Source organism: Streptomyces sp. Ag109_G2-15, from assembly GCF_900215565.1.
GTDB lineage: Bacteria > Actinomycetota > Actinomycetes > Streptomycetales > Streptomycetaceae > Streptomyces > Streptomyces diastatochromogenes.
In genome coordinates this window covers 897612-909307 of sequence record NZ_OCNI01000002.1, presented here as the reverse complement: position 1 = coordinate 909307, position 11696 = coordinate 897612, and the positions used below count along the sequence as shown (strand labels likewise).

Annotated in this window: 10 protein-coding genes; 4 read left to right on the top strand and 6 right to left on the bottom strand. The window is 73.9% G+C overall.

Annotated elements, in window-relative coordinates:
* Positions 1-10: 10 nt before the first annotated feature.
* Together CRP49_RS40580 and CRP49_RS40575 are read left to right on the top strand one after the other, a co-directional pair.
* Complete coding sequence (locus tag CRP49_RS40580) at positions 11-616, top strand: TetR/AcrR family transcriptional regulator (protein WP_094218969.1); 606 nt, start codon at positions 11-13, stop codon at positions 614-616.
* A gap of 82 nt (positions 617-698) precedes the next feature.
* A complete protein-coding gene (locus CRP49_RS40575) occupies positions 699-1424 on the top strand; it encodes a DUF2470 domain-containing protein (RefSeq protein WP_097258386.1) in 726 nt (241 codons plus the stop codon).
* A gap of 43 nt (positions 1425-1467) precedes the next feature.
* On the opposite strand, the gene CRP49_RS40570 is transcribed toward CRP49_RS40575, so the two are convergent.
* From CRP49_RS40570 to CRP49_RS40555, 4 genes are all read right to left on the bottom strand, one after another.
* Positions 1468-2679 (bottom strand): lactonase family protein, encoded by a 1212-nt coding sequence (locus CRP49_RS40570; RefSeq protein WP_179852001.1) that lies wholly within the window; start codon positions 2677-2679, stop codon positions 1468-1470.
* Positions 2680-2791: 112 nt separating this feature from the next.
* Entirely contained in the window at positions 2792-3856 is a 1065-nt protein-coding gene (locus CRP49_RS40565; RefSeq protein ID WP_097258385.1) for a hypothetical protein, read from the bottom strand.
* 47 nt (positions 3857-3903) lie between these two features.
* On the bottom strand, positions 3904-5157 hold the full coding sequence (locus CRP49_RS40560) for an aromatic acid exporter family protein (RefSeq protein WP_179852000.1): 1254 nt from the start codon (positions 5155-5157) through the stop codon (positions 3904-3906).
* Positions 5158-5352: 195 nt separating this feature from the next.
* Complete coding sequence (locus tag CRP49_RS40555; protein ID WP_097258384.1) at positions 5353-5931, bottom strand: ABATE domain-containing protein; 579 nt, start codon at positions 5929-5931, stop codon at positions 5353-5355.
* Between the two features lie 128 nt (positions 5932-6059).
* On the opposite strand from CRP49_RS40555, the gene CRP49_RS40550 reads away from it, so the two are divergent.
* Positions 6060-7055: a zinc-binding dehydrogenase gene (locus CRP49_RS40550; RefSeq protein ID WP_097258383.1), complete on the top strand. Its 996-nt coding sequence runs from the start codon at positions 6060-6062 to the stop codon at positions 7053-7055.
* Between the two features lie 3 nt (positions 7056-7058).
* On the opposite strand, the gene CRP49_RS40545 is transcribed toward CRP49_RS40550, so the two are convergent.
* Together CRP49_RS40545 and CRP49_RS40540 are read right to left on the bottom strand one after the other, a co-directional pair.
* Positions 7059-7553, bottom strand: a complete 495-nt coding sequence (locus CRP49_RS40545) for an FBP domain-containing protein (protein WP_097258382.1) — start codon at positions 7551-7553, stop codon at positions 7059-7061.
* Positions 7554-7665: 112 nt separating this feature from the next.
* The gene (locus CRP49_RS40540; protein ID WP_097258381.1) at positions 7666-8310 is read right to left on the bottom strand and encodes a PAS and helix-turn-helix domain-containing protein; all 645 of its coding nucleotides are present in this window, start codon (positions 8308-8310) and stop codon (positions 7666-7668) included.
* A gap of 189 nt (positions 8311-8499) precedes the next feature.
* Here CRP49_RS40540 and CRP49_RS40535 point away from each other — a divergent pair, with 189 nt between their 5' ends.
* On the top strand, positions 8500-11679 hold the full coding sequence (locus tag CRP49_RS40535; RefSeq protein ID WP_097258380.1) for a bifunctional cytochrome P450/NADPH--P450 reductase: 3180 nt from the start codon (positions 8500-8502) through the stop codon (positions 11677-11679).
* Positions 11680-11696 lie beyond the last annotated feature (17 nt).

The window sequence follows — 11696 nt, the reverse complement described above, 5'->3', positions numbered from 1 at the left end:
AAGTGACGCCATGCCCGCGAACCAGGGGGAACGCGCCCGGCGCAGACTCAGTACCGAGGAGCGCCGTGAGCAGCTGCTGTCGGTCGGGGCGAGGCTGTTCTCGGAGAGCCCCTACGACGACGTGTGGATCGAGCAGGTCGCCGAGATCGCCGGAGTCTCCCGCGGGCTGCTGTACCACTACTTCCCGACCAAGCGGGACTTCTTCGCCGCGGTCGTGGAGCGCGAGAGCGAGCGGATGCTGCGGATGACGGCGGCCGTGCCCGGGGTGCCGGTGCGTGAACAGCTCGCCGCCGGCCTCGACACCTATCTCGGCTACGTCCAGGCCCACGCCCACGGCTTCCGTGCCTTCCACCGCGCCGACGCGGCCGGCGACCAGGCCGTGCGCCGTGTCTACCAGCGGGCCCTCGCCGCCCAGGAGCAGCAGATCCTCGCCGCGCTGGCCGCGGACCCCGAGTTCGGACCTGTCTTCGAGAGTGCCCCGCAGGTGCGGCTCGCCGTGCGTGGCTGGCTCGCCTTCACCACCGCCGTCTGCCTGGAGTGGCTGCGCGACGGCGGGCTGACCCGGGACCAGGTGCGCGATCTGTGCGCGCGTGCCCTGCTGGGCGTCCTCGCGTAACTCCTCGTCTTTTGCGGGACGTGGTTGGCGTGCGCGCGGATCTTCGGTAGGTTAGGCAAGGCTTACCTAAGGAGGTCTCGGGATGGGTGACACGCAGGACTGGGCGGCCGGACCCGGTGCGGCGGAGCGGGCGCGGTCGGTGCTCGCCGCCGCGTGGTCGTGCGGGGTGACCGCGGACGGTGCCCGCGAGGAGTACGTCGGCGCGCACTCCGTGACCGAGGACGGTGGGGTGCTGCTCGACGTACCCGAGGACAGCGCCCTGGTCGGGGCCGCGCTGTGCGCCCCGCGCGGCGAGCCGTCGGCGGTGCTGGAGTTCGCCGACGTGGCCCCCGTCCCGGTCCGGCAGCGGATCCGGGCCCGGCTGTGGCTGGCCGGCTGGTTCGCGCCGGCCGACGGCGGCCTGCTCTTCCGGCCCACGCGCGTGGTCCTGCGGCAGTCGTCCGGTGCCGTCCTGGTCGACCTCGACGAGTTCGCCGCCGCCCGGCCCGACCCGCTGGCCGGCGCCGAGGCCCGGCTGCTGACCCACCTCGCCGACGCCCACCCGGACGCCGTGGAGCGGCTCACCCGGCTCGTACGGCCCGAGAGCCTGCACGCCGCGACCCGCGTGACGCCCCTCGCCGTCGACCGCCACGGCCTCACCCTGCGCATCGAACGCACCCGCGCCCACGGCGACGTACGACTGACGTTCCACACGCCCGCCGACGACGTCACGCAGCTCACCGAGCGCATGCACGCACTGCTGGCCCAGGCGAGCGCCGCCGTCTGCCCTCGCGCGCTGCAGCCGCAGCGGGCAGAGGGGGACAGGTGACGTGAACACCGCGTCCGCGGAGACGCTGACGCGCGCCGGTGCGCTACAGCGGCAGCGCGCAGACGGCGACCGGTGAGGCGAACGGCTCGCCTGCCAGGCGTAGTTCGCCGCTCTTCGTGTCCACCTGGAAGACGCTGACCGTGCTGGAGCGCTGGTTCGCCGCGAACAGCAGGCGGCCGTCCGGTGAGAAGGCGATCTGGCGCGGGAAGTCCCCGGCCACCGGCACCGTGCCGAGCAGTCGCAGCCGGGCGCCCTCCGCCTCGACGGCGTACCGCGCGATGCTGTTGTGGCCGCGGTTGGCGAGGAAGGCGTACGAGCCGTTCGCGGTCACCAGGAGCTGGGCCGGGTAGTTGGTGCCGCCGGCCGAGCCCGTGGGCTGCGGGTCGCCGATCGTCAGGCGCCCGGTGGCCGGGTCGTAGGTGCAGACGGCGACCGTGTCGTCCACCTCGTTGGCCAGGTAGGCGTACCGGCCGCCGGGGTGGAAGGTCAGATGGCGGGGGCCCGCGCCCGGCCGGGTGTGCGCCTGGGCCGCCTCGGTGAGCGTGCCCCTCGCCTGGTCGAGGCGGTAGGTGTAGACGGTGTCGGTGCCGAGATCGACGGCGAGGACATGACCGCCGTCCGGGCTGGTGATGAACTGGTGCGCGTGCGGGCCCTGTTGGCCCGGGCCGGGCGCCGGAGTGGTGTGCGTGACCAGGTCTGTGCGCTCGCCGAGGGCGCCCGAGGCGTCGATGGGGTGCACGGCGACGCTGCCCGACTGGTAGTTGGCGCTCAGCAGCCAGCGTCCGCCCGGGTGGACCGACAGATGGCAGGGGCTCGCCCCGCCCGTGCTCCGGCTGCCGAGGACGCGGCGGTCGGCGAGGCGTACGGCGGTGACCGCGCCGTCCTGGCGCTCGTCGACCGCGTACAGCGTGCGGCCGTCCGGGTGCAGCGCCAGGTACGACGGGTCGGGCACTCCGGTGAGCGTCCCCGCGCCGGTGATCCGGCCCGTCACCGGGTCGTACGTGGCCAGTCCGATCCCGGTGCCGCCGCCCTGGACGGAGGTGTAGGTGCCGAGGTGGAGCGGGTGGGGGCGGGGGTCCTTCCGGGGTGGTTGAGCCGCCGGCCGTGGCGCCGGCCGCTCGGCCGCCGTCGGTGCGCTGTCCGCCGGCGGGGCCGCGGGCGAGGGTACCGCCACGACGGCCGCCGTGCCCGCCACCGCTCCGACGAACCGGCGCCTGGTCCAGCCGCCCCGCGTCGCCTGCGCGTCCCTGCCCATCCCGCACCTCAGGTCGTCGGTTGCCCCGCTCGTGACAGTCACCTTGGCGTGGATCCACCGCCGAAGGCAAGAACGGCAACCGGTGTTGCACAGGGTGCAATGCGACCCGGGTCTACCACTCCCCGTCCTCGACCGGCTTGCCCGGCGCGTCCTTCAGCGGTGTCACCTGGCCCGGGGACGGCTGCTGCCAGGGGTCCAGGTCGTCCCCGAGCCAGTCGCCGACCGGCTTGACGGCCTCCAGTGTCTCCGCGGGCGTGAGGTCCTCGGCATCCTCGTCGTAGTAGTCGAACCAGGGCAGCCCCGCGCTCGTGTAGGCCGCACGGTCCACCGGTGACGGCGGCGGAGCCTCGCCCGTGATGCGGCGCCACTCCGGGGGCGTGACCAGGTGGACGAAGACCCGCCCGGAGGGAGTCCCGGACCAGTCCGTGAGCGGCCGGTCGTCCTCGTAGACCTCCTGGCGCATCGAGCCGCCGACCCCCAGGCCCATGGCCGCCGCGCGCCGCGGGGGCCCGCCGGGGGCGGCCGGCGCCGAGGGAGGCGGCAGGGGCGGCCCGCCGGGGGCGGGCGCGGCCATCGCCATCGGTGCGCCGAAGCCGCCGACCGCCCCGGCCGATCGCATGCGCCGCTCGCGCTCGCGCTCCCGGCGCCGCCAGTCCGCCAGAACGTCCTCCCGCAGCGGGAACGACTGCAGCTGTACGCCGCCCCACACCTCCTCGCCGGTGACCTGCCCCTCCACGGTCGCGCCGAGACCGAGCGGTACGGCGACGAACTGCCGGACCGTCCCCTTGCCCGAGTTGATGCCGTCCAGCCAGGGCTGGCGGGGCAGCACCACGTAGTTCTGCGGGTCACGGGAGAGACGGTCGCGCCACGGCTTGCCGGAGACGGCGCACACCTTGCCCACGCCGACCTGGAGGGCGGCCGGCTCCGCCGTACCGGCGAAACTCAGCCACATCGCCTCGCGCAGGTACACCGGCAGCATCACGCCACCGCGCGCCCGCCACTCCTCGGGGACCCGGTCGGCATGGTCGGACACCCGCCGGACCGGGAACTCCCCGAGCCCCGGCGGCAGCGGATGCGTGCCCGTCTCCGGCAGCCGCAGCGTGCGGATGAACCGCACCGCCACCCCGCCGGGCAACCGCAACGTGTTCCCGTCGATCCGTACCCCGGTGTCGGCCATAGGCCCGCTCCCTCGCTTTTCGCTGCCGGCCCCGCCCCGGCGCTCCCTCACCGAGAACGCCCGCTGACCCCCGTACGGTTCCGCCACAGCTCCTCCTGGACGCCGAGGCGTTCGCGCAGCCGGTTCATCTTCGGCAGCCTGGCCCGGTGTTCCCGGGACACCCGGTCCAGCTCCTCCAGCAGGCGGCGGGCGCGGTGCTCGGTGTCGAGTTCGTCGATGATCCGGTTCACCTCCGTCAGTACGGCGCCCATCAGGTGCCAGTGCGTCGAGTCCTCGCGGATCTCCTCCCGCAGCAGCTCGGCGAGCCGGTCGCGGGTGGCGGCCGCCGTGCTCAGCTCGGCCGTCAGACGCCCCTCCGCCGATTCGGCGTTCTCGCTCAGATGGGTGGTCACCAGCACCGCGAAGCTGACCACGGCGTCGGCGATCTCCGACAGCAGCTGTTCCACGGTCGCCCCGACCCGGGGCGGGAACATCTCCTCGGAGCCGCGGGCCTTCGCCAGGTCGGTGAACGAGCGGGCCAGCACCCGCAGCACGACCGTGCAGATCTCCAGTGTGTCCAGTCCGGTGCGCAGCACCACCCGGTGCAGCAGGCCCTCCTTGACGCGCGGGTTGAGCCGCAGGCTGTCCTCGGCCTGCCGCAGCGCCGCGTCCACCTGGACGATGTCGTGGTCCAGCCGGCGCGCCTCGTGCAGCCGCTCGGCCGCCCGCTCCCAGGGGGTACGGCCCGCGGCCTCCTCGCCCATCCGCAGCATCAACTGCCGCACCCGGCGCGCCAGCCCCTCGATCGACTGGCCCGCCTCGTCCACCCAGACCGGGGGCGGGAGCAGCAGGTTGCAGGCCATGCCGACGACCGCGCCGATCAGCGTCTCCACGATCCGCGCCCAGGCGGTGAAGCCGACGGTGGTGACCCCGAGCACCAGCATGGCGCTGATCGCCACCTCGGCCACGTACTCGTCGACGCGCACCAGGTGCCCCACGGTCAGCGAGGCCACGATCAGCAGGGCCAGGCTCCACCAGGTCAGTCCCACCAGCAGGCTGAACGCGATGGCGACCAGCACCCCGGCCACCACCGAGTTCACCCGGCGGATGCCGTTGGTGAGCGTGGCGTAGAAGGTGACCTGGACGACCAGCAGGGCGGTCAGGGGCGCGGTCAGCGGGGCCGGCTCGGGGCTCAGGCGCAGCGCGATGACGTAGGCGACGGTCGCCGCGGCGGCCGACCGGAGCGTCTGGACGACCACCGGTTCTCCGCGGCGTCCCACCAGGCGCAGGAGTGGCGCGCTCCACTTGCGTACGTCGTGCATCCCTTGCCCTGTTCCCGTTCCGGAGCTGGGTCGAACGTGATCGACCAAGGACCGGATCTGTCCGCAACGACTTCTACATTGATCACCCTGGTCAAGGGAAGACGTAAGGGAAAACCCGGGCTGCCGGCAGGGCACCCCGGCCCGCCATCTGGTCGAGGAGAAGGGCTTCAGCACCCATGACGTGCTGATCCACCTTCACCGCGTCGAGGCGGCCCGGTTGCGTGACCGGTAGCCGGCGACCTTCGCGAGGTTGCCGCACCGCTCCATCGAGCACCAGCGGCGCCGCCGGGCCTGGGAGTCGTCGAGGAACAGCAGCGAGCAGTCCGGGTTCCCGCACTCCTTGACGCGCTCCAGCAGCGGGCCGCCGACCAGCAGGACGGTGTCCCGGGCCACGGTGGCCAGGGCGGCGCGCACCGGGTGGCGCGCCGTCCAGCGCCGGGGGCCCAGCTGGGGCGCGAGATCCGGCCGGGCCGCCACTTCGTTGACCAGGGCCACGTCCGCCGCGTCCGACTCCCGCCCGGCCATCGCCGACCGTACGACGCGGTAGACCGCCTCGCGCAGGGCGCGGGCGTCGCCCAGGTCCCGCGAGGTCACCGGTAGCGGACCGTCCTCCGCGGCCAGTCCCGCCTCGGCGATCCAACGGCCCAGGGCGCCGGGATCGGGGAGCCGCTCCAGGGGTGTGGCGTGCCGTTTGCCGAGCGTGGCGACGAAGTCCAGGCAGGGGCGGCCGCCGAGGAACGGGAAGGCGAGGGCCGGGTCGGATGGCTGGGTCATGGCCTCAGTTTAGCGTGCGACACCGATCGAAGAGGTGTCTTGACACCACTTGAAGCAGTGTCGCATGGTGAAACCCGTTCAACCGGTGTCACATGGCGCCGGTCTTTTCGACGTCGGGATGGTGCGAGATGCGTGCGGTGCGGATCGAGGAGTTCGGCGGGCCCGAGGTGCTGGTGCCGGTGGAGGTGCCGGACCCGGTGGCCGGACCCGGACAGGTGCTGGTGCGGGTCGAGGCCGCGGGGGTGAACCGCGCGGACGCGCTGGTCCGGGCCGGTGTCTACCACCGGGCCGGGCGGCCCCCGCTGATTCCGGGCGCGGAGGCGGCGGGGACGGTCGCGGCGCTGGGGGAGGGGGTGACCGGATTCGAGGTCGGCCAGCGGGTGATGGCACTCGACGGCATCGACTCGCCCGGCTTCTACGCCGAGTTGGCCGCCGTACCCGCCACGCGCGTGACGGTGCTGCCCGACGGCGTGGACCCGATCGAGGCGGCGACCCTGCCCGTGGCCTGGCTCTCCGCCTGGTACTGCCTGCGCCGCCTGGCCGGGGTCGCCAAGGGGGACACGGTCGTGGTCAAGGCCGCCGCGAGCGGTGTCGGCACCGCGGCGGTGCAGATCGCCGCCGAGGCCGGCGCACGGGTGATCGCCCTCGCCGGTACGGCCGAAAAGGCCGCGTGGGCCGGGCAGTTCGGGGCGGCCGAGGTCGTGGACACCTCCCGGCACGCCGACGAGGCCGAGGTCGAGGAGGTGCTGCGGCTCACCGGCGGGCGCGGCGCCGACGTCGTCCTCGACACCGTGGGCGGCCGGGCCTTCGGGCGGAGCCTGCGCGAGACGGCGCACGGCGGCCGGGTCGTCTCCCTCGCCAACGTCGCCCTGGAGCCGAGCACCGTCGACACCCGCGACTTCTACCCGAAGAACATCGCGATCCTCGGCTTCCAGCTCACCAACCTGCAGATCCACGGCTGGGACCCGCGCCCCGACCTGCGCGAGCTGGCCGAACGGGTGGCCGCGGGCGCCTACCGGGTGCCGGTCGAGACCGTGCTGCCCCTGTCCGAGGCGCGCGCCGCGCACGAGCGGCTGGAGAGCCGGGAGAACCGGGGCAAGATCGTGCTCACCGTCGGTGGCTGAGCCTCAGGCGTACAGCTTGTCGACGAAGGCGGACAGGTTGCCCGTCGTACGGGCGATCTGCTCCTCCAGGGTCAGGCTCTCCTCGAACCGCATCCCGGACTCCGGCACCTTCTTCCCGCGCACGTACAGCGAGCACGCCAGGTCCGTGCACATGTACACCCCGACCGAGTTGCCCTCGCGGCCCGCCGCGCCGGCCTTCCGGGCGGTCATCAGCGACACCCCGCCGCCGGGATGCGTGGTCAGGCATACCGAACACATGCTGCGGTGCAGGAACCCGCGCTGCGAGGCCGGGAAGCGCAGCGCGACGCCGACGGGCCGGCCCGCCCGCTCGGTGACCAGATAGCTGCGGTCGGGCGCCCCGGGATCCCGCCAGCCGAGGAAGTCCAGGTCGCCCCAGGGGCGTTCACCGAGGTCCCGTGGGACCGCCAGGCGCTTGGCCTCTCCCTTGGAGCAGTTGATGAAGGAGTCGCGGATGTCGTGCTCGGTGAGGGACTTCATGGTGGGCCTTCCGGGTTCGCAGCCATGAACCTAGGGGGTCTAGGTTCATGGCTAGCCTAGGCAGCCAAAGGGAGGGCGGGCGAATCGTTTTCCGGGCGGTCGGCGTCACGCCCTACTCCGCCTCGGTGGCCCTGGCCTCCGGCGGCCACACGCCCGGTGAGAGCACCCCCAACGCGTAGGCGCGGGCGACCAGTTCGGTGCGGTTGGCCGCGCCCCAGCGGGCCGACAGGCGGCGCAGGTGATAGGTGACGCCGTCCTTGCTCAGGCCCAGCTCGCGGGCGGCACGGGTCGTGGTGGCACCCCCGGCCAGGAGCGCCAGTACCTGGCCCTCCACCGGGGTGACCGGCGGGGGCCCCGGCGCGCGGTGGGCCGTACGCTCGCCCCGCACACGCAGCATCACCAGCAGGGCCGGCGTCTCGTCCACGCTGTCGCTCACCGGGTCCGCCGTCAGCTCGCCGTACCGCTCGGCCCCGCCGGGAGAGCGCCAGCACACCGACACCTGGTAGCGCGAGCGGTGCCGCAGCCGCAGAGCCTCGGCGATCCGGTCGACCTGTGTGGCCTCCTGCGGACGGAACAGCTCCAGCACGTCCCGGCCCCGCAGCCGCCCCGGTGTCGTACCGCACTCCGCGGCCATCGCCGGGTTGGCGAGCCTGACCTGGCCGTGCACATCGCAGACCGCGACCGGTACGGAGACCCGGTCGAAGAGGGTCAGCGCACGGTTGCGCCACACCACGGCCTCGATCCGGCCCACGTCCATCCGCACCTCCCGACGTCCTGCCCATCCAAGACGGACAGCCAGGTCAGCGGCAAACGCACGGGTGCCGCACAAGCCCTCGTACCGACTTTTGACTGCACGATCGTGTAGTGCCGCGGCCCGTGCGCCCCCTGCCGGTCGACCACCCTGGAACGCAGTACTCCCCGTACCGCGAAAGGCAGTTGTCGCGCCATGCCCCCCACCGCACTGCACCCCGAGACCGCCGGTACCCTGCCCGGCGTCCCCGTCGTGGACATCACCGCCACCGGGCCCGGCCGTACCCCCATCCAGCAGGTCATGGAGCTGATGCGTGCCCACGGTCCGGTGCTGGTGCGCCGGCTGCACGGGCGCGATGCCATGTTCGTCGCCGACGCCGACCTGGTCGCGGACCTCGCCGACGAGGAACGGTTCGCCAAGCATGTCGGGCCCGCGCTGGAGAACGTGCGCGCCTTCACCGCCGACGGCCTGTTCACCGCCTACAACGACGAGCCCAACTGGGCCAAGGCGCACGACATCCTCATGCCCGCCTTCGCGCTCGGCTCGATGCGGACCTACCACCCGGTGATGCTGAAGGTGGCCCAGCGGCTCATCGACTCCTGGGACCGGGCCGCCCGCGCCGGTCAGCCGGTCGACGTCCCGGACGACATGACCCGCATGACCCTCGACACCATCGGCCTGGCCGGATTCGGCTACGACTTCGGTTCCTTCGAGCGGGCCGAGCCGCACCCCTTCGTGGAGTCGATGGTGCGCTGCCTGGAGTGGGCCATGACCCGCCTCGCCCGCACCCCCGGCCAGGACCACACGGCGGCCGACGCCGCCTTCCGCGCGGACGCCGACCACCTCGCCGGCGTCGTGGACGACGTCATCGCCTCCCGCACCGGCACCGACCAGAGCACGGCCGACGACCTCCTCGGGCTGATGCTCAGCGCCCGCCACCCGGCCGACGGCACCACCCTTGACCTGGCCAACATCCGCAACCAGGTCATCACCTTCCTGATCGCCGGCCACGAGACCACCTCCGGCGCGATGTCCTTCGCCCTGTACCACCTCGCCAAGCACCCGACCGCGCTCCGGCTCGTCCAGCGCGAGGCCGACGCGCTGTGGGGCGACACCCCGGACCCCGAGCCGACGTACGACGACATCGGCCGCCTCACCTACACCCGCCAGGTCCTCAACGAGGCGCTGCGGCTGTGGCCGACGGCCGCCGCCTTCAGCCGGCACGCCCGCGAGGACACCCTGCTCGGCGGCCGGATCCCGCTGCGCGCCGGACAGGCCGTCACCGTGCTCGCCCCGATGCTGCACCGGCAGCCCGTGTGGGGCGACAACCCGGAGCTGTTCGACCCGGAGCGGTTCACCCCCGAGGCGGAGGCGGCCCGCCCGGTGCACGCCTTCAAGCCCTTCGGTACCGGTGAACGGGCCTGCATCGGGCGGCAGTTCGCGCTGCACGAGGCGACCATGCTGCTGGCCATGCTGGTCCACCGCTACCGGCTGCACGACCACGCCGACTACGCGCTCACGGTCAAGGAGACCCTCACCCTCAAGCCCGAGGGCTTCACCCTCACCCTGACCCCGCGCACCGCCGCGGACCGCGTCCACGCCCCGTTGCCCGGTACCGCGGCGAGCGCGGGCGCCCAGACCCCGGCCCCGGACACCCTGCCCGCCCGGGTCCACCCCGGCACCGGCATGCTCTTCCTGCACGGCAGCAACTACGGCACCTGCCGCGCCTTCGCCGCCCAGCTCGCCGACGAGGCCGCCGCCGTCGGCTGCGCCACCGAGGTCGCCGCCCTGGACGACTACGCGGACGGCCTGCCCACCGACCGGCCCGTCGTGATCACCGCCGCCTCCTACAACGGCCGCCCCACGGACGACGCCACCGCGTTCACCGCCTGGCTCGACGGCACCCCGGACCTCACCGGCGTGACCTATGCCGTCCTCGGCGTCGGCGACCGCAACTGGGCCGCCACCTACCAGCACGTCCCCACCCGTATCGACGCCCGCCTCGCCGAACTCGGCGCCACCCGGCTGACCGACCGCGCCGCCGCCGACGCCTCCGGCGACCTGACCGGCACCGTCCGCGACTTCACCGCCCGGTTGCGCACCGCCCTCCTCCAGGAGTACGGAGACCCGGACGCCGTCACCGGCTCCGAGGAGGAGCCCGCCACGGCGTACGAGGTCCGCACCGTCACCGGCGGCCCGCTGGACGCCGTGGCCGAGCGGCACGGGCTGGTCCCCATGACCGTCACCGAGGCGTACGACCTCACCGCACCGGGACACCCGCGCACCAAGCGGTTCCTGCGCATCGCCCTGCCCGACGGAGTCACCTACCGCACCGCCGACCACCTGACCGTGCTCCCCGCCAACGCCCCCGGCCTCGTGGAGCGTGCGGCCGCCGCGCTCGGCGTCGACCTCGACACCGTCCTGGACATCCGGGCCACCCGCCCGCGCCGCGACGGCCTCGCCGTGGACCGCCCGCTGACGGCACATCAACTGCTCACGCATCATGTCGAGGTGCAGGAGCGCCCGACCGCACGGCAGCTCGCCCTGCTCGCCGAGGCCAATCCCTGCCCGCCCGAGCGTGCCGCTCTCGCGGCCCTGACCGGCGACGATCCGCGCACCCTGGTGGAGATCGTCGAGGACCACCCCGCCCTGCGCGGCGCCCTGGACTGGCCGCACCTCCTCGACCTGCTGACCCCGCTGCGCCCGCGCCACTACTCCATCTCCTCCTCCCCGGCGGCCGACCCGCGCCACGCCGACCTCATGGTCTCCGTGCTGGACGCCCCCGCACGCTCGGGCAGGGGCCGCTACCGGGGCACCGGCTCCGGGCACCTCGCCTCCCTCCGGCCCGGCGACACCGTGTACGCCCGCGTCCAGCCCTGCCGGGAGGCCTTCCGGACCGACGGCACCGCACCCGTCGTGATGGTCGCCGCGGGCACCGGCCTCGCCCCGTTCCGCGGAGCCGTCGCCGACCGCACCGCGGCCTGGGCCGCCGGCACCGAACTCCCCCCGGCCCTGCTCTACTTCGGCTGCGACGCCCCCGACGCCGACTTCCTGCACGCCGGTGAACTCCGCGCCGCCGAGACGGCCGGAGCCGTGTCCCTGCGCCCGGCCTTCAGCGCGGCCCCCGAGAACGGCGCCCTGTTCGTGCAGCACCGCATCGCCGCCGAGGCCGACGAGGTCTGGGAACTGCTGAACACCGGAGCCCGGGTGTACGTCTGCGGCGACGGCTCCCGGATGGCACCCGGAGTGCGCGAGGCGTTCCGTACCCTGTACCGGGAACGGACTCCCGGCGCCGACGGGGCGACGGCCGGACGGTGGCTCGACGCGCTCGTGGCGGACGGGCGTTACGTGGAGGACGTGTACGCGGCGGGCTAGTCCCGCGCGGGAGGGGG

Coding starts and splice junctions, on each gene's coding strand:
- CRP49_RS40555 (WP_097258384.1), bottom strand. CDS start 5,931: ATGACCCAGCCATCCGACCCGGCCCTCGCCTTCCCGTTCCTCGGCGGC.
- CRP49_RS40560 (WP_179852000.1), bottom strand. CDS start 5,157: ATGCACGACGTACGCAAGTGGAGCGCGCCACTCCTGCGCCTGGTGGGA.
- CRP49_RS40550 (WP_097258383.1), top strand. CDS start 6,060: ATGCGTGCGGTGCGGATCGAGGAGTTCGGCGGGCCCGAGGTGCTGGTG.
- CRP49_RS40565 (WP_097258385.1), bottom strand. CDS start 3,856: ATGGCCGACACCGGGGTACGGATCGACGGGAACACGTTGCGGTTGCCC.
- CRP49_RS40580 (WP_094218969.1), top strand. CDS start 11: ATGCCCGCGAACCAGGGGGAACGCGCCCGGCGCAGACTCAGTACCGAG.
- CRP49_RS40570 (WP_179852001.1), bottom strand. CDS start 2,679: ATGGGCAGGGACGCGCAGGCGACGCGGGGCGGCTGGACCAGGCGCCGG.
- CRP49_RS40540 (WP_097258381.1), bottom strand. CDS start 8,310: ATGGACGTGGGCCGGATCGAGGCCGTGGTGTGGCGCAACCGTGCGCTG.
- CRP49_RS40545 (WP_097258382.1), bottom strand. CDS start 7,553: ATGAAGTCCCTCACCGAGCACGACATCCGCGACTCCTTCATCAACTGC.
- CRP49_RS40535 (WP_097258380.1), top strand. CDS start 8,500: ATGCCCCCCACCGCACTGCACCCCGAGACCGCCGGTACCCTGCCCGGC.
- CRP49_RS40575 (WP_097258386.1), top strand. CDS start 699: ATGGGTGACACGCAGGACTGGGCGGCCGGACCCGGTGCGGCGGAGCGG.